The following is a 17,829-nucleotide window of genomic DNA, read 5'->3' as shown; positions in this document are numbered from 1 at the left end:
GATGAGGACCGCGCCCGCAAACGCGGCTTCGTGCTGGGCAACCAGGACTACGACGGGATGAGCCGGATCAGCGGTGTGATCACCCCCGAACTACGGGCGCTGTTCGAAGCCCTGCTCGCCGCCCTGGCCGCCCCCGGCACCCCCGACCCCACCCACCCCGAGGCCGACAGCACCGCGCGCTCCGATACCCGCAGCAGCGGCCAGCGCAATCACGACGCCCTGATCACCGCGATCCGGGCCTTGTTCGCCTCCGAGCAGCTCGGCTCACACCGCGGCCTGCCGGTCACGATGATTGTGACCACCACGCTCAAGGACCTCGAGGCCGGCACCGGCACGGCCCGCACCAGCGGGGGCTCCCTGCTGCCGATGGCCGATCTGATCCGCATGGCCGCCCAGGGCGCCCATCACTATCTGGCGATCTTCGACCACGCCAAACCCCTAGCGCTGTACCACGCCAAGCGATTCGCCAACCCGGCGCAGCGGCTCATGCTGCACGCCCTCGAGGGGGGTTGCACCCGCCCCGGCTGCGACCAACCCGCCTACCACACCGAGGTCCACCACGTCACCGGCTGGGCCAGCACCGGGCGCACCGACATCACCGACCTCACCCTGGCTTGCGGACCTGACAACAGACTGGCCGAAAAGGGCTGGACCACCCGCAAAAACGCCCGCGGCCAAACCGAATGGCTCCCACCCGCCCACCTCGACCACGGCCAACCACGAGTCAACACCTTCCACCACCCGGAAAAACTCTTTGCGGATGACGATGACGAACCGGCTTGACGTCGGGGAACTTGGCGTCAGTCCTCGGGGATCTCGCGCTCGATCTCGTCGAGCCAGATCTTCGCGGACATATCCGACGGCGCACGCCAATCCCCGCGCGGCGACAACGAGCCCCCAAAGGACACCTTGGGGCCGTTGGGCAACGCCGAGCGCTTGAACTGGCTGAACGAATAGAACCTCTTGACGAACACCTGCAGCCAGTGGCGTATATCGCTCAGCGAATAACTCGGTCGGTTGTCCTCCGGGAAGCCGGGTGGCCAACCGCCGCGCTCGGGGTCGCTCCACGCGTGCCATGCCAGGAACGCGATCTTCGATGGCGGGAACCCGTAGCGCAGCACCTGGAATAGCGAGAAGTCCTGCAGCGCATAGGGTCCGACCTTCGCCTCGCTGCTCTGCAGTTCCTCCTCCTCGCCGGCCGGAACCAGTTCGGGGGTGATCTCGGTGTCGACGACCGACTGCAGTACGTCGGTCACTTCCTTCTCGAATTGCTCCGACGAGATGACCCAGCGGATCAGGTGCTGAATCAGCGTCTTGGGCACACCGCCATTGACGTTGTAGTGCGACATCTGGTCGCCCACACCGTAGGTGGACCAGCCCAGTGCGAGCTCCGAAAGATCCCCGGTCCCAAGCACGATGCCGCCGCGCTGGTTCGCCAGCCGGAACAGGTAGTCGGTGCGCAACCCGGCCTGTACGTTCTCGAAGGTGACGTCGTAGACCTTCTCGCCGCGCGCGAACGGGTGCCCGATCTCCTCGAACATCCGCTTGGCGGTCTCGCGGATATCGATTTCCTCGAAGGTGATGCCCAGCGCCTCACCAAGTTTGATCGCGTTGTTCTTGGTGTGCTCTCCGGTGGCGAAGCCCGGCAGGGTAAAGCCCAGGATGTCGCTGCGCGGGCGGCCTTCCCGATCCATTGCCTTCGCCGCGACGATCAGCGCGTGCGTGGAATCCAGCCCGCCTGACACGCCGATGATCACCTTCGGGTAATCCAGCGCCCGCAGCCGTTGCTCGAGCCCAGCGACCTGAATGTTGTAGGCCTCGTAGCAATCCTGTTCCAGCCGTTCGCGATTCGCCGGGACGAACGGGAAGCGCTCGATGTTGCGCAGCAGGCCGATGTCGCCGTCCGGCGGATCGACGCGAAACTCGATGCGCCGGAAGGAGTCAGCGACCGCCCGATGGTGGCGACGATTGTCGTCGAAGGTGCCCATCCGCAATCGCTCGGAGCGCAGCAGCCCGGTGTCGACGTCGGCGACCGACCGTTGCTCCTCCGTGGGGAACCGCTCGGAGCACGCCAGTTGATTGCCGTTCTCCCAAATCATGGTCTGGCCGTCCCAAGCCAGGTCGGTCGTCGACTCGCCCGGCCCGGCGGCGGCATACACGTATGCGGCCAAACACCGTGCCGACGCGGAACGCGCCAGCAGGCACCGGTCCTCGGCCCGGCCGATGGTGATCGGGCTACCCGACAAATTGGCCAGCACGGTCGCTCCGGCCAGCGCCGCCGAGGCACTGGGCGGTACCGGCACGAACATGTCCTCGCAGATTTCGACGTGCAGCACGAAGTCCGGCAGGTCGGAGGCGGCGAACAACAGATCCGAACCGAACGGAACCTCCACGTCGAGGCGACCGATGCGGATCACGCCGCCCTCACCGTTGCCGGGCGCGATCTGGCGGCGTTCGTAGAACTCCCGGTAGTTGGGCAGATACGACTTGGGGACGACGCCCAACACCTCGCCGCGGTGGATGACCACCGCGGTGTTGTAGATGCGATGCAGATGCCGCAGCGGGGCGCCCACAACCAGCACCGGCAGCAGGTCGGCGGACGCGGCAACAATCTCGCCCAGCGCCTCCTCGACCGAATCCAGGAGGGAATCCTGCAGCAGGATGTCCTCGATCGAGTAACCGGACAATGTCAGTTCGGGAAATACCGCCAGCGCAACGCCGTCGTCATGACACTGGCGCGCCAAGCCGAGGACGGCTGCGGCATTGGCCGGCGGGTCGGCCATCGCGGTGTGGTGCGTGCACGCAGCCACGCGGACGAACCCGTGCCGGTATGCGGAGTAGAAGCTCATTACCCTCCATTCTCGCGTTACTGTCGCATCCCCGAAGTTGGCGTCAGATGACGGGGTGTCAATGAATGCTTAGTCTCGGTTGAGTGGAATCTCCCGAGCTCGTCGCGCTGCTGTCCGGTCGTCGGGTTGCGGTGCTGACTGGCGCGGGACTGTCCACGGATTCCGGCATACCCGATTACCGCGGGCCTGACTCGCCGCCCAGCAATCCCATGACCATCCGGCAGTTCACCTCCGACCCGGTGTTCCGGCAGCGGTACTGGGCGCGCAACCATGTTGGCTGGCGGCACATGGACGACACTGCGCCCAATGCCGGACACCGGGCGCTGGCCGCGTTGGAACGGTCGGGCGTGGTGACCGGTGTCATCACCCAGAACGTGGACCTGTTGCACACCAAAGCGGGCAGCCGCAACGTCGTCAATCTGCACGGCACCTACGCGCAGGTGGTGTGTTTGAGTTGCGGCTTCACGATGAGCCGGGCCACGCTGGCCGAGCAACTGGAAGCGCTCAATCCCGGCTTCATCGAGCGTTCCGAAGCCGTCGGCGGGCTGGCGGTGGCCCCGGACGCCGACGCCGTCGTCGCCGACACCACGTCGTTCCGCTACCTGGATTGCCCGCGCTGCGCCGGCATGCTCAAGCCCGACATCGTCTATTTCGGCGAGAATGTCCCCAAAGAGCGCGTAGCACAGGCATATTCATTGGTGGACGCGGCCGAAGCACTGCTGGTGGCCGGGTCGTCGTTGACGGTGTTTTCCGGCTATCGATTTGTGCGCCACGCGGCCGCGGCCGGCATTCCCGTCGCGATCATCAACCGCGGCCGCACCCGCGGTGACGACCTGGCCGCGGTCAAGGTGGACGGTGGCTGTTCGGAGTTGTTGGCACTGTTGGCCGACGAACTCGTGATCAGCGCGTCTTTCTGACCTCGGCGACGAACTGTTGTCCCCGGTTGTCGACCACCTGCCAGGAGTAGGGGCCGATGACCCGGGAGCTACCGAGCAGTTGTACCGCGAGCCGAGCGTCCTGCTCGCTGGAAATCCCGTCGACCCGACGGCCGTGCGATGTTGTCAATGCCCACATGATGAACTCCCATGTTTCGCCTCGTTGCGACCGGCATGGCGGCCGTCTCTTGATGCGAAAAAGCATGTCGAAGGCGGCTGTACAAAAACTCTAAGAATTCTTGGAACACATCAGCGATACCAGTGACGACACAATTTGGTCACTGGGAACGAGCAAGAGCACAGCACCACGAACCTGCGCGACCGTACTCCCCTAGCGCGAGTTCATCAAAAAGTGCAGGGCATGGCCCGGATCGCATGCACGAAATTGCCCGCGAGGTACGCCGGTTCGCCCGCCTGAATGTCCGGCAGCTGACGGAGCAACTCGCCGAAGATGGCTCGCAGCTGGGCCCGAGCCACATGGGCGCCCAGGCAGAAATGCAGCCCGCCGCCACCGAAGCCGACGTGCGGGTTGGGGCTGCGGCTCAGGTCGAACCGCTCCGGATGGTCGAAGGCCTCGGTGTCCCAATTGCCCGAGGCGTAGAACATGACGACCTTCTCCCCCGCGCGGATGTGCTGTCCGCCGAGCTCGAAATCCGTTGCGGCGGTGCGGCGAAATGTCATAACAGGGGTCGCCCAGCGAATGAACTCCTCCACCGACGTGCCGATGCGTTCCTCGAAGGCTGCCGTCAGCCAGGCCCGTTCGGCGGGGAAGTCGGTAAGGGCCTTCAGCGCGTGGCTGATGGTCTGCCGGGTGGTGTCGTTGCCGGCGACGGAGAGCAGCACGAAGAAGGCGGCCACCTCGGCATCGGTCAGCCGGTCTCCGTCGACTTCCGCGGTGACCAGGCTGCTGAACAGGTCATCACCCGGGTTTTCGCGACGCTCTGCGGCCAGCTCGCCGGCTACCTGGTGCAGGTAGCCCTGGTTCTCGAACAGCACCTCCAGGCGGTTACGCCCGTTGAGGAAGACGGGATCGGCCCACGACACCAACGCGTCGGCCGCGTGCGCCACCTGTTGCCGCCGGGATTCGGGTATCCCGACCATGTCCGAAAGCGTCCGGATCGGCAGTTCTTTGGCGCAGTGTTCGACGAAGTCGGCGCCGCTGCCGGCGGCCCGCAGCTCCTCGACGATGGCCTTGGCGTTGGCGTTGATCGATTCTTCGATGCGCCGGACCTGCCGGGGGGTGAATGCGGCGTGCGCGAGCTTGCGCAGCTTGGTGTGCCGTGGCGGGTCCATGGCCAGGAAGGACTGCGATGCTTCGAGCAGTTCCTCGGGGACGTTCGCGAACATCACCCCCTTGCCGGACAGGAACACCTCGCTGTTGCGGCTGACCGCGACGATGTCGGCCCGGCGGGTGACCGCCCAGTAGCCCGGATCGTTGGGATCTTGTAGCAGGTCATCCTCGACCGGCCGTTGCCAGCTCACCGGGCGTTCGGCCCGTAGTACGGCGAATGAGCGCTCCCGCTCCGCGGCGGTGGTGGACCAGAACGCCCGCGAGGACACGTCGACGGCATCGTAGGGGCGGGTATTGGTCAGCGTCGCTGTCATTGGCGATCCCCTCCTCGGACCGACTATGACGCCGGTCACGCGTAGCACGACGACCATATGTCTAGACACTATGTCTAGTCAAGACGTCCGGTGTCGGGTTATGCTGCAGCAAACAGGGAGGTGCGATGCCATCCGTGACCCGCAGTCCGCAGGCCAAGCGCCAGGAGCGGCGCCAAGACATGGAACGCCGGCTGCTCGACGCCACCGAGCGATTGATGCGTGACGGCGCCAGCTTTACCGAGCTCAGCGTGGATCGGCTGGCCACCGCGGCGGGCATTTCCCGCGCCACCTTCTACATCTACTTCGAGGACAAGGGCCACCTGCTGCGCTGCCTGGCCGTCCAGGTCTTCACCGACCTCGCCGACGACGGCGAGCGCTGGTGGGGCGTGGCCGGCCGCCATGATCCCGCGGACGTGCAGGCGGCGATGGCCGGGATCGTCACGAGCTACCGGCGTCACGAACCGGTGCTGACCGCACTCAATGAGATGGCGGCCTACGATCCGACGACGGCGGCAACCTATCGAGAAATCCTGACCGCGATCTCCCGGCGACTCACCCGGGTGATCGTGGATGGCCAGGCCGACGGCCTGATCCGGCGGGAGCTGCCGGCAGACATCACCGCCAGCGCGCTGACCTGGATGGTCGAGCGAGCCTGCCAACAGAACCTGCCGACACACCCGAACGATGCCGACCCCGAGTACGACGAATTGCTGGCCGCCACGCTGGCCGAAATCGTCTGGGGCGCGCTATATCTGAAGCCCGCCCACAGCTAGGCCGGCGTCACCGCGACCAGGTCGTCGGCGTGCACGGCGGGCCGACGGAACTCGGCGGGTAGATCCGAGGTAGACCGACCCACCATCGCGGCCAGCTCGGCCGCGTCGTATGCGACCACTCCGCGCGCCACCACGGCGGCATCGGGCGCACAGATTTCGACGACGTCGCCGCCGTAGAACCTGCCCGACACCGCGGTAATGCCCGCCGGCAACAGCGATCGACGTTGCCCGACCACGGCACGCACGGCGCCTTCGTCCAGGGTCAGGGCACCGGTGGATTCAGCGGCGTATCGCACCCAGAACCGGCGCGCCGACATGCGCTCGGCGCGCGGGGCGAACACCGTGCCCACCGAAGCGTCTGTGAGTGCGGCGGCGGCGGCCGTCGCCGGGGCGAGCAACACGGGCACCCCGGCGTCCGCGGCCAACAGGGCCGAGGACATCTTGGATGCCATCCCTCCCGTGCCTAGGTGGCTGCTCTGGCCCGCGACGACGCCGGCCAGATCGGCCGGGCCCGTCACTTCGGGAATGAACCTCGCGCCCGGGTATTTCCGCGGGTCCGACTCATAGAGGCCGTCGATATCGGACAGCAGCACCAAGGCGTCCGCTCCGACCAGGTGGGCCACCAGTGCCGAAAGTCGGTCGTTGTCACCAAATCGGATCTCGTTGGTGGCCACGGTGTCGTTCTCGTTGACGATCGCCACCGCGTGCAGGGCCCGCAGTCGGTCCAGGGTGCGCTGGGCGTTGGTGTGCTGGACCCGCATTGAAATGTCGTGCGCGGTCAGCAGCACCTGGCCCACGGTGCGCCCGTAGCGGCCGAAGGCGGCGCTCCACGAGTTGACCAGCGCCACCTGCCCGACGCTGGCCGCAGCCTGCTTGGTCGCCAAATCCTTTGGGCGGCGGGGCAATCCGAGCGGCTCCAAGCCAGCGGCGATAGCACCCGAGGAGACGATCACGACATCGGAACCGGCCTTCATTCGCGCCTCGATGGCCTCGACGAGCTCGGCCAGTCGGCTCGCGTCGAACATGCCGGCCTCGGTGGTCAGCGCGGTGGTACCCACTTTGACCACGACCCTGCGCGCCGTCCGGATGGCCTGCCGATGCGGACTGGTCATCACCCGCCACCCGATGACGGGCCGGGTTCGCGGCGGCGTCGACGGGCGGCCTTGCGCTCCGCGGCGCCCACCCGATCGTTGCGTTCCAGCCGCACGTCGGTGCCCCGGCCGGTCAGCGGAACCTGGCCTCCCGCAGGGGTTTGCGGCTCCCAGTCGAATGTCATCTCACCGATCGTCACCGCGCAGCCGGGGCGGGCGCCGAGCCGGAGCAGTTCATCCTCGACACCCAGGCGGGCCAGCCGGTCAGCGAGATAGCCGACGGCTTCGTCGTTGTCGAAATCCGTCTGCCCGATCCAGCGTTCGGGACGCGCACCGCTCACCACAAACCCGCCCTCGCCGTCGGGCCGCACGTTGAAGCCGCTGTCGTCGACGGGCACCGGGCGGATCACCGGGCGGCGGGGCACCACAACCGGGCGGGCGGCGTTGTAGTCCGAGACCATCTGCCAGAGCCCGAAAATCAACGGCTGCAATCCTTCCCGGGTGACCGTTGACACCAGATACACCGGCCAACCGCGCTCGGCGATCTCGTCGCGGACGAACTCGGCCAGCTCTCGGGCCTCGGGCACGTCGATCTTGTTGAGCACCACCGCCCGTGGCCGTTCGGCGAGGTCTTCCAGCGCGGCATCGCCCTGCAGGGTCGGGGTGTAGGCCGCGAGTTCGGCTTCCAGCGCGTCGATGTCCGAGATCGGGTCGCGGCCGGGTTCCGCGGTGGCGCAGTCCACCACGTGCACCAGCACCGCGCACCGCTCGATGTGCCGCAGGAAGTCAAGTCCCAGGCCGCGTCCCTCGGATGCTCCGGGGATCAGGCCGGGCACGTCGGCGACGGTGAACGCGTTCTCGCCCGCCGACACCACGCCCAGGTTGGGCACCAATGTGGTGAACGGGTAGTCCGCGATCTTGGGCTTGGCCGCCGAGATGACCGACACCAGGGACGACTTGCCGGCCGAGGGGAACCCGACGAGGCCCACGTCGGCGACGGTCTTGAGCTCCAGGGTGAGGTCGCGGGCCTGGCCCGGCTCGCCGAGCAGGGCGAAGCCGGGGGCCTTGCGGGCGCGCGAGGCGAGCGCGGCGTTGCCCAGACCGCCCCGTCCTCCCGCGGCGGCCTCGAAACGGGTGCCGATGCCGACCAGGTCGGCCAGCATTCGGCCGTTCTCGTCGAGCACGACCGTGCCGTCGGGCACCTTGACTTCCAGATCCGCCCCGGCGGCGCCGTCACGGTTGTTCCCCATCCCCTGTTTCCCGGACGCAGCGGTCACGTGGGGACGAAAGTGAAAGTCGAGCAGGGTGTGCACCTGCGGGTCGACGACGAAGATGATGCTGCCGCCACGGCCGCCGTTGCCGCCGTCGGGTCCACCGAGCGGCTTGAATTTCTCACGGTGCACGGACGCGCAGCCGTTACCGCCGGAACCCGCGCGTGCGTGAATGACGACCCGATCGACAAATCGAGGCATCGGGCTTCCCCTCAATCAGCCAACGGGTGTGGTCTCCGAACACACCCGCGCTGCGCTCAGTCGGCGCTCTGCCCGGCTGTGACGATGTTGACGGTCTTGCGACCGTGCTTCACGCCGAACTGGACCGCGCCGGCTTCCTTGGCGAACAACGTGTCGTCGCCACCGCGGCCGACGTTGACGCCCGGGTGGAACTTGGTGCCGCGCTGGCGGACCAGGATCTCGCCGGCCTTGACGACCTGGCCGCCGAATCGCTTGACGCCCAGCCGCTGAGCGGCGGAATCACGACCGTTGCGGGAGCTGGAAGCGCCCTTCTTGTGTGCCATGTCTGTCGCCTCTACTACTTGATTCCGGTGACCTTGAGGACCGTCAGCTGCTGACGGTGTCCCTGCCGCTTGTGGTAGCCGGTCTTGTTCTTGAACTTGTGGATGCGGATCTTGGGGCCCTTGGTGTGCTCGAGCACCTCGCCGGTGACCGCGACCTTGGCCAGCGCGTCCGCGTCGGTGGTGACATTGGCACCGTCGACGACCAGGGCGACCGGCAGCGATACGTTCGCGCCCGGCTCGGACTCGAGCTTCTCGACCTTGACGACGTCGCCGACGGCAACCTTGTACTGCTTGCCGCCGGTCTTGACGATTGCGTAGGTCGCCATCGGTGCTCCTGCCTCTTCTGCCTGCGTCGCGCGCGTGTCAGCGACGGTGCGCGTGGTGGTCTGGGGTGCGGGTTCAGTCCCGCTGTCGTCGAACACATCCATCCGCCGAGCGAAGGGCTTGACGACAACTGTCCAAGGGTACGTGACCAGCGGCTACAGGGTCAAACCGGCCCGTGGATGGTCAGTCCGTGTGGATCGGTGGCCCGGCCGGCCGGCCGGCCGCGCGCCGCCGGCGGGGACGAGCGGGCGCCACGGCGACAGCGCCTTTGTCCTCATCGGAGTCCTCGTCTTCGTCGTCGGGGTCTTCGTCTTCGGCGTCGGAGTCGTCAGATTCGTCGACGTCCTCATCAGGGTCCGCGATTTCGGAGTCGTCCTCGTCCTCGTCGTCGTCATCGTCGTCGTCATCGAGGTCTTCGTCGTCCAGCTCGTCGACGTCCTCGTCGTCGAGGTCTTCCTCGTCGTCGTCGAGTTCGTCCTCGTCCGTGTCCTCGTCGTCCTCGTCGCTGTCTTCGTCGGTGTCGTCGAAGTCCTCGGCGTCGTCGGTGTCTTGGGCGTCTTGGCTGTCATCGATCTCGTCAGCCGGCTCGGGGCTGACGTTCGCGGTCTGCTCGTCGATCTCGGTCGCGTCGTCACCGCGCTCGTCGGTGTCGTCGTCGTCACGTGCGGAGGCACCCGCCGCCATCGCCTTGAACATCGGGTGCTCACCGGGGGCGTGCGCCGGGACCTTGGCCACCACGCTCTTGTCAGCGGCGTCCTCGGATCGGGCTTTCTTCGACCGGCGGCTGCGCCGCCCGCCGGACTCGGTCTTGCGGGTGGTGCTTTGCGCCGAGTCGACCGGGTCGGCGTGCAGCACGATGCCGCGGCCGGCGCAGTGCGGACACGAACTCGAGAACGCCTCGATCAGTCCCGTGCCCAACCTCTTACGGGTCAACTGCACCAGACCCAGCGATGTCACCTCGGACACCTGGTGGCGGGTGCGGTCGCGGGCCAGCGCTTCGGTCAGCCGGCGCAACACCAGGTCGCGGTTCGACTCGAGCACCATGTCGATGAAGTCGATGACCACGATCCCGCCGATATCGCGGAGCCGTAGCTGGCGCACGATCTCCTCGGCCGCCTCGAGGTTGTTCTTGGTGACGGTCTGCTCCAGGTTGCCGCCGGACCCGGTGAACTTGCCGGTGTTGACGTCGACGACCGTCATCGCCTCGGTCCGGTCGATCACCAAGGTGCCACCGGATGGCAGCCACACCTTGCGGTCCATGGCCTTGGCCAGTTGCTCGTCGATGCGGTGAACAGTGAAGACGTCCGGGCCGGCCTGGCCGTCCGGTCCCGCCGGGGCCTCGTACTTGGTCAACTTTGAAACAAGGTCGGGGGCAACGGAATTCACGTATTCATTGATCGTCGTCCAGGCCTCGTCACCGGAGACGATCAGCCCGGAGAAGTCCTCGTTGAACAGGTCGCGGATGACCTTGACCAGCACGTCGGGCTCTTCATAGAGCGCGACCGCGGCACCGGCGGCCTTCTTCTTGGTCTCCGCTGCCTTCGTCTCAATCTGACTCCAGCGCTCCTGCAGCCGGGTGACGTCGCCGCGGATGTCCTCCTCTTTCACGCCCTCCGAGGCGGTGCGGATGATGACGCCGGCGTCGGACGGCACCACCTCGCGCAGGATCTCCTTGAGCCGCTGGCGTTCGGTGTCGGGCAGCTTTCGGCTGATGCCGGTCGACGACGCCCCGGGCACGTAGACCAGGTAGCGCCCGGCCAGCGACACCTGGGTGGTCAGCCGGGCGCCCTTGTGTCCGACCGGGTCCTTGCTGACCTGCACCACCACGTAGTCGCCGGGTTTGAGGGCCTGCTCGATCTTGCGATCCGCGCCGCCCAGCCCCGCTGCCTCCCAGTTGACCTCACCGGCGTACAGCACGCCGTTGCGGCCTCGCCCGATGTCGACGAAGGCCGCCTCCATCGACGGCAGCACGTTCTGCACGATGCCGAGGTAGATGTTGCCCACCAGCGAGGCAGAAGCAGCCGAGGTCACAAAATGCTCCACCACGATGCCGTCTTCGAGCACCGCGATCTGGGTGTAGCGCGTGCCCGGGTGCGGCGGCTCGGTGCGGACACGGTCGCGCACCACCATCACCCGCTCCACGGCTTCGCGCCGGGCCAGGAACTCCGCCTCGGTCAGTACCGGCGGGCGGCGACGGCCTGCGTCGCGACCGTCCCGGCGACGCTGGCGCTTGGCTTCCAGCCGCGTCGATCCGTCGATGCCCTTGATCTCCCCGGAGCCGGAGTCGGATCCCCCATCCTGCTTGCCACCACTGCGCGGCGCACGTTCGTGCACCACGGTGTTGGGCGGGTCGTCGGGGGCGGGACCGTCGTCACCGTCATCACCGTTTCCGGACTTGCGCCGTCTGCGGCGGCGACGGCGGCGGCTGGCGCCCTCGGCCGAACCGTTCTCGTCCTCGCCGTTCTCGTTTTCGTCGTCGGAGTCGGTGTCGTCGCCGACGCGCGTCTCGGAGTCGGTTTCGTCGCCGGCACTGGTCTCTGTGTCGGTCCCCGATTGATTCGGGCTGTCACCGTCGGCGCCGTTCTGTTCACCACGTCCGCGTCCGCGTCCCCGGCGTCCCCGGCGCCGCCGCTTGTTGGCCGGTCGGTCCGCCTGCTCTTCGTCGTCGTCCTCAGCCCCGGAACCGTCCTGGTCATCGGAGTCGTCGACGGAATCGTCGTCATCGTCGTCCTGAGCCTGGACCGGTTCACGGAACGGCTGTGGAGCGACGAACAGCGGCATGTAGTGCGGGCGTTCGACGGGTGGTGGTTCCAGCATCAGCCGGGACTCGGGTTCGGCGGCCTCTGGCTCCGTTGCTGCGGTATCCGCCGGCGCGTCCGGCTGGGCGGCCAGCAGGTCGCGCACGCGGACCGCATCGACGTGATCGACGCTGGAATGCGCGCTGCGGATCCGGCCGTCGAGGGCGGCCAGCGCATCGAGTACCCGCCTGCTGGTGGTTCCCAGAGTTCGGGCGAGCGAATGGACTCTCAGGCGTTCAGGCAGGTCCTCACGCTGTGTCGGCTCGTTTGCTGGGTCGGAAGATGGGGCACCGTCTACCACGTATTCTCCTCAAGCCCCCGGGCGCGTCGTCCTATCGACGCGGCCACGCGAGGGCTGCGCTATGAGTCCGGGTTACTTCCCCCGGACTTGTGATGGTCTCGCCCCGAGCGGCCCACTAGGAGCCCACTCGGCGCCGTGCTGAATGACGGCTCCACATGCTGCGCCGCACCGCGGACTGGCGATGGTCGCGCTTGTCAAAGTCTTCATTCGGGTGTCCGACGCCGGTACGACGACGTTCACCCGGAGTCAGTATCCCACATCGCGCAACGAGCTCACGCGCCCCTGACGTGGGCGCCTATTGAAGCACCCGAAACAGTGTCGGGAACGGCGTCAGATGCCGGGGAACCAGAGCTCGATTTCGCGCTGTGCCGATTCCGACGAATCCGAGCCGTGCACCAGGTTGAACTGCGTTTCCAGGCCGAAATCCCCGCGGATGGTGCCCGGGGTGGCCTTGTCCACCGGGTCGGTGCCGCCGGCGAGCTGACGGAATGCGGCGATCGCGCGCGGTCCGGAGACCACGGCCGCCACCACCGGCCCGGAGGTAATGAACTCCAGCAACGACCCGAAGAACGGCTTGCCGTCGTGTTCGGCGTAATGACGACGGGCCAGGTCCTCGCCCACGGTCCTGAGCTCCAGTGCCGCGATGGTGAGGCCCTTGCGCTCGATGCGGCCGAGTATCTCGCCAATCAACTGGCGCTCTACGCCGTCGGGCTTGATCAATACGAGGGTCCGTTCAGTCACGGTGCACACAGTAAAGGTCCGCTGTCACCGTCACCAAGTCGCCGTGACCCATTCCCTGGGCGCGGGTCGGCGCGCTGAGCGCAGGTTCAAGCCTGCGGCGGTTGCTGCCGGCGCCGCACCTCGGCGCGCAGGTAGGCGATCAGCGCCCACACCGCGGTGAACAGCACACCGATGAAGCCGACAGCGGGGTCCACCAGAAACCCGGCTACCAGCACGAACTGCACAGCGACATTCGCCCAGATCGCCCACGGCCTGCGCTGCAGGCCGGCCAGCCCCACCAGCAGCACGGCCATCCCGATCAGGAAGCCCAGCGACCCGGCGTTCAGTCCGCCGCCGACGGCACCCACCACCGGGATGGCCAGCAGCACCACGATCATCTCGAGGATGAGCGTCCCCGCCATCACCCCCGCGAAGCTCTTCCACGGGTCAGCGGGCGGTTGATCGGTCATTCGGGATCACGACCGAACAGGGTTCGGGCGGCACCGGCGGTGACCACCGACCCGGTGATGACGATGCCCGCCCCGGACAGTGCACCGTCCGCCTCTGCCGCAAAGCCTGTTTCTAAACCGGCCTCGTCGACCAGGGCAGTCGCGGCGTCGATCGCGTCCCGCAGATTTTCCGCGGTGACCACCCGGTCAGGCCCGAACCGCTGCTGTGCCACCAATGCCAGCGACTCCACATCAAGCGCGCGGGGTGACCCGTTGTGGGTCACCACGACGTTGTCGAACACCGGCTCCAGGGCGGCGAGGATGCCCTCCACGTCCTTATCGGAGAGCACGCTGATCACCCCGACCAGCGTGCGGAAATCGAACTCGTCGGCCAGCGTCTGCGCGAGCGCGGCCGCTCCGGCCGGATTGTGCGCCGCATCGATGAACACTGTCGGCGCGCTGCGCATGCGCTCCAGCCGGCCGGGGCTGGTCACGGCGGCAAAACCGGCTCGGACCAGGTCGACATCGAGCTGCCGCTGGGCGCCCGCGCCGAAGAAGGCCTCCACCGCGGCCAGGGCGACGGCCGCGTTGTGCGCCTGGTGCTCGCCGTGCAGCGGCAGATAGATGTCCGAGTACACCCCACCGAGGCCCTGCAGCTGCAGCATTTGCCCGCCGATGGCGACCTGGCGCTCCAGCACCGCGAACTCCGAGTCCTCGCGGGCGACGGCGGCGTCGGCCTGCACCGTCTGGGCGAGCAGCACCTCCATCGCCTCGGGCGTCTGGCGTCCGATCACGGCCACGGTGTCCGGCGCACCGTCGGGGGCGCGGGTGATGATCCCGGCCTTCTCCCCCGCAATGCTGGCGATCTCGGGCCCGAGGTAATCGACGTGGTCGACGCTGATGGGGGTGACCACGGCCACCGGCGCATTGATCACGTTGGTCGCGTCCCAGCGGCCACCCATGCCCACCTCAACCACCGCGACGTCGACCGGCGCGTCCGCGAAGGCAGCGAACGCCATCGCGGTGAGCACCTCGAACTTGCTCATCGCCGGACCGCCGGCCGCTTGCGACTGCTGGTCGATTATCTGGATGTACGGCTCGATTTCCCGGTAGGTCTCGACGTACTGCGCAGGGGTGATCGGCCTGCCGTCGATCGAAATGCGTTCCACCGCCGACTGCAGATGCGGACTGGTGGTACGACCGGTCCGCTGCTGGAACGCGGTGATCAGCGCGTCGATCATCCGGACCACCGACGTCTTGCCGTTGGTGCCGGCGACGTGAATCGACGGATAGCTCAGTTGCGGGGAGCCGAGCAGGTCCATCAAAGCGCTGATCCTGGTCAGGCTTGGCTCGATGCGCGTCTCCGGCCAGCGCTGATCCAGCAGGTGCTCCACCTGCAACAGCGAGGCAATCTCATCCGGGGTGGGCGCGAGCCGGGTGCCCGACTCCCAGTCGGGTGTATCCGAAGTCATTGCAGCGCAGCCAACCTGGCCGTGATCCGCTCGGTTTCCTCCTGTGCCAGCTGCTGTCTTGCGCGGATCTTGCCCACGACCGCTTCCGGCGCCTTGGCCAGGAATTCCGCGTTGCCGAGCTTGGCAGCGGTCGACGCCAGCTCCTTTTGCGCTGCGGCTAAGTCCTTTTCGAGACGACGACGCTCGGCGGCCACGTCGATGGTGCCCGAGGTGTCTAGCTCGACGACGACGGTGGCCGCGCTGAGGCGCACCTCCAGAGACACCGAGGCGCGGAAGTCATCAGTGGGCTCGGTGAGCCAGGCCAGCGCCGTCACCGCGGGGACCTGCTGGCTCAGATCGGCATCCTCGACACCGATCAACCGGGCCGGCACCTTCTGCCGATCGGCCAGGCCTTGATCGCTGCGGAACCGCCGCACCTCGGTCACCAGCTTCTGCATGTCGGTGATCCGCTGTGCCGCAATCGGATCAAGCGTGAAGCCCGAAGGCGTCGGCCAATCGGCGATCACCAACGACTCCTGGTGCGTCAACGCCTGCCACAACGCCTCGGTGATGAACGGGATCACCGGATGCAGCAGGCGCAGCAACGTGTCGAGGCCGGCGGCCAGCACGGCAGTGGTGTGTGTGAGGCCTTGCCCCAATTGAGTTTTGGCCAGTTCCACGTACCAGTCGCAGAATTCGTCCCAGGCGAAGTGGTAGAGAGCTTCACAGGCCCGGCTGAACTCGTAGCTGTCGAATGCCGAATCTACCTCGGCCCGAACCTCTTCCAGCCGGCCCAGGATCCAGCGGTCGGCGTCGGTGAGCTCGTCCTGCGGCGGGTGCGGCGCCAGTGCGGCTCCGTTGAGCAGGGCGTACCGGGTGGCATTGAACAGTTTTGTGCCGAAGTTGCGGGATGCCCGCACGGCGTCCTCGCCGATAGCCAGGTCGCCGCCGGGGCTGGCACCGCGGGCCAGGGTGAAGCGCAACGCGTCGGCGCCGAACTTGTCCATCCAATCCAGCGGGTCGATCACGTTGCCCTTGGATTTGCTCATCTTGCGGCCGAATTCATCGCGGATCAGGCCGTGCAGGAACACGTCGGTGAACGGCACCTGCGGGCCCCGGCCACCTTCGAGGGTGATGGCGTCGTCGCCCCCGACGTAGGTGCCGAACATCATCATCCGGGCCACCCAGAAGAACAGGATGTCGTAACCGGTGACCAGCACGCTGGTCGGATAGAACTTCTCCAACTCGGCCGTACGCGACGGCCAGCCCAGCGTGGAGAACGGCCACAGCGCCGAGGAGAACCACGTGTCCAGCACGTCGGGGTCCTGCTCCCAGCCCTGCGGCGGTGTCTCGTCGGGGCCGACGCAGATCTGCTCGCCGTCGGGCCCGTACCAGATCGGGATGCGATGACCCCACCACAGCTGCCGCGAGATGCACCAGTCGTGCATGTCGTCCACCCAGCCGAACCACCGCGGCTCCAGGCTGGCCGGGTGAATCACCGTGTCGCCGTTGCGAACCGCGTCCCCGGCGGCCTTGGCCATCGATTCCACCCGCACCCACCACTGCAAAGACAATCGCGGTTCGATCGGCTCACCGCTGCGCTCGGAGTGCCCGACGCTGTGCAGGTAGGGCCGCTTCTCCTCGATCACCCGGCCCTGGGCGGCCAGCGCCTCGCGCACCGCCACCCGTGCCTCGAAGCGGTCCATGCCGTCGAATTGCGTTCCGGTGTCGGCGATCCGGCCCTTGGTATCCATGATCGAGGGCATCGGCAGCTGGTGGCGCATCCCGATCTCGAAGTCGTTCGGGTCGTGGGCGGGCGTGACTTTGACTGCGCCGGTCCCGAATTCGGGATCCACGTGTTCGTCGGCGACGACGATCAGCTCGCGCGCCACGAATGGGTGCGCCAGGGTGGTCCCAACCAGGTGGCGGTAGCGGTCGTCATCTGGGTGCACCGCGATGGCGGTGTCACCGAGCATGGTCTCGACGCGAGTGGTCGCGACGACGATGTGCGGTTCGGCGTCGTCGAGCGAGCCGTAGCGGAACGAGACCAGTTCACCTTCGACGTCCTGGTAGTTGACCTCCAGGTCGGAGATGGCCGTCTCGAGCACCGGTGACCAGTTGACCAGGCGCTCGGCCCGGTAGATCAGCCCGTCGTCGTAGAGCCGCTTGAAGATGGTTCGCACCGCGCGCGACAGGCCCTCGTCCATGGTGAACCGGTCCCGGCTCCAGTCCACGCCGTCGCCGAGTCGGCGCATCTGGCCGCCGATGGCACCGCCGGACTCGCGCTTCCAGTCCCATACCTTGTCGACGAACAGCTCACGGCCAAAGTCCTCTTTGGTCTTGCCGTCGACGGCCAGCTGCTTTTCCACCACACTCTGGGTGGCGATGCCGGCGTGGTCCATGCCGGGCTGCCACAGCACCTCGTAACCCTGCATGCGCTTGCGGCGGGTCAGCGCGTCCATCATGGTGTGCTCGAGCGCGTGACCCATGTGCAGGCTGCCGGTCACGTTCGGCGGCGGCAGCACGATCGAGTAGGCGGGCTTGGTGCTGTTCGGATCCGCGGCGAAGTAGCCGGCATCCAGCCAGCGCCGGTAGATCGCATCCTCCATCGCGGCCGGATCCCACGACTTGGGTAGCTGGTCGTTGGCGGGGCGGGGGCTGGCGGTCACCGGTCAATTCTAGGAACCGTCGCCCGAGCCCCGTGTAACGGCCTGAATCCGCAGGTCAGCGGATTCAGG

The 17,829-nt window shown here is 67.2% G+C and carries 15 protein-coding genes; 3 read left to right on the top strand and 12 right to left on the bottom strand.

Annotated elements, in window-relative coordinates; all coding sequences use genetic code 11:
* Nucleotides 1-783: HNH endonuclease signature motif containing protein (locus BN972_RS13145; RefSeq protein WP_036360769.1), on the top strand; the 783-nt coding region annotated here is incomplete at its 5' end.
* 17 nt (nt 784-800) lie between these two features.
* On the opposite strand, the gene BN972_RS13140 is transcribed toward BN972_RS13145, so the two are convergent.
* Nucleotides 801-2,849 (bottom strand): NAD(+) synthase, encoded by a 2,049-nt coding sequence (locus tag BN972_RS13140; RefSeq protein WP_036358485.1) that lies wholly within the window; start codon nt 2,847-2,849, stop codon nt 801-803.
* An 83-nt stretch (nt 2,850-2,932) separates the two neighbouring features.
* Here BN972_RS13140 and BN972_RS13135 point away from each other — a divergent pair, with 83 nt between their 5' ends.
* Complete coding sequence (locus tag BN972_RS13135) at nt 2,933-3,766, top strand: NAD-dependent protein deacetylase (protein WP_036358482.1); 834 nt, start codon at nt 2,933-2,935, stop codon at nt 3,764-3,766.
* Here BN972_RS13135 and BN972_RS29540 read toward each other — a convergent pair.
* Both BN972_RS29540 and BN972_RS13125 read right to left on the bottom strand, forming a co-directional pair.
* On the bottom strand, nt 3,750-3,914 hold the full coding sequence (locus BN972_RS29540; protein WP_155769168.1) for a hypothetical protein: 165 nt from the start codon (nt 3,912-3,914) through the stop codon (nt 3,750-3,752). The genes BN972_RS13135 and BN972_RS29540 overlap by 17 nt on opposite strands.
* A 215-nt stretch (nt 3,915-4,129) precedes the next feature.
* The gene (locus BN972_RS13125; RefSeq protein ID WP_036358476.1) at nt 4,130-5,389 is read right to left on the bottom strand and encodes a cytochrome P450; all 1,260 of its coding nucleotides are present in this window, start codon (nt 5,387-5,389) and stop codon (nt 4,130-4,132) included.
* A 125-nt stretch (nt 5,390-5,514) separates the two neighbouring features.
* Between BN972_RS13125 and BN972_RS13120 the strand changes: the two genes are divergently transcribed.
* The gene (locus BN972_RS13120; protein ID WP_036358475.1) at nt 5,515-6,162 is read left to right on the top strand and encodes a TetR/AcrR family transcriptional regulator; all 648 of its coding nucleotides are present in this window, start codon (nt 5,515-5,517) and stop codon (nt 6,160-6,162) included.
* Here BN972_RS13120 and proB read toward each other — a convergent pair.
* From proB to BN972_RS13075, 9 genes are all read right to left on the bottom strand, one after another.
* Entirely contained in the window at nt 6,159-7,274 is a 1,116-nt protein-coding gene (proB, locus tag BN972_RS13115) for a glutamate 5-kinase (RefSeq protein ID WP_036360767.1), read from the bottom strand. The two genes, BN972_RS13120 and proB, sit on opposite strands and share 4 nt — an antisense overlap.
* Nucleotides 7,274-8,725 carry a GTPase ObgE gene (gene obgE, locus BN972_RS13110; protein ID WP_036358473.1) on the bottom strand — a complete coding sequence of 484 codons (1,452 nt, stop codon included), beginning with the start codon at nt 8,723-8,725 and terminating at the stop codon, nt 7,274-7,276. The genes proB and obgE overlap by 1 nt, the downstream gene beginning before the upstream one ends.
* Nucleotides 8,726-8,781: 56 nt before the next feature.
* Nucleotides 8,782-9,048 (bottom strand): 50S ribosomal protein L27, encoded by a 267-nt coding sequence (rpmA, locus tag BN972_RS13105; RefSeq protein ID WP_036358471.1) that lies wholly within the window; start codon nt 9,046-9,048, stop codon nt 8,782-8,784.
* A 14-nt stretch (nt 9,049-9,062) separates the two neighbouring features.
* Nucleotides 9,063-9,374: a 50S ribosomal protein L21 gene (gene rplU, locus BN972_RS13100; protein ID WP_036360766.1), complete on the bottom strand. Its 312-nt coding sequence runs from the start codon at nt 9,372-9,374 to the stop codon at nt 9,063-9,065.
* Nucleotides 9,375-9,555: 181 nt separating this feature from the next.
* The gene (locus tag BN972_RS13095; protein WP_036358468.1) at nt 9,556-12,471 is read right to left on the bottom strand and encodes an Rne/Rng family ribonuclease; all 2,916 of its coding nucleotides are present in this window, start codon (nt 12,469-12,471) and stop codon (nt 9,556-9,558) included.
* A gap of 330 nt (nt 12,472-12,801) precedes the next feature.
* The gene (gene ndk / locus BN972_RS13090) at nt 12,802-13,212 is read right to left on the bottom strand and encodes a nucleoside-diphosphate kinase (RefSeq protein ID WP_036360764.1); all 411 of its coding nucleotides are present in this window, start codon (nt 13,210-13,212) and stop codon (nt 12,802-12,804) included.
* A gap of 86 nt (nt 13,213-13,298) precedes the next feature.
* The gene (locus BN972_RS13085; protein WP_036358464.1) at nt 13,299-13,661 is read right to left on the bottom strand and encodes a DUF4233 domain-containing protein; all 363 of its coding nucleotides are present in this window, start codon (nt 13,659-13,661) and stop codon (nt 13,299-13,301) included.
* Nucleotides 13,658-15,112, bottom strand: a complete 1,455-nt coding sequence (folC, locus tag BN972_RS13080; protein WP_036358460.1) for a bifunctional tetrahydrofolate synthase/dihydrofolate synthase — start codon at nt 15,110-15,112, stop codon at nt 13,658-13,660. The genes BN972_RS13085 and folC overlap by 4 nt, the downstream gene beginning before the upstream one ends.
* A complete protein-coding gene (locus BN972_RS13075) occupies nt 15,109-17,760 on the bottom strand; it encodes a valine--tRNA ligase (protein ID WP_036358458.1) in 2,652 nt (883 codons plus the stop codon). Before BN972_RS13075 ends, folC begins: the two co-directional genes overlap by 4 nt.
* Nucleotides 17,761-17,829 lie beyond the last annotated feature (69 nt).

The organism is Mycobacterium asiaticum DSM 44297 (assembly GCF_000613245.1).
Lineage (GTDB): Bacteria > Actinomycetota > Actinomycetes > Mycobacteriales > Mycobacteriaceae > Mycobacterium > Mycobacterium asiaticum.
This window is presented reverse-complemented; position numbering and strand designations above follow the sequence as displayed.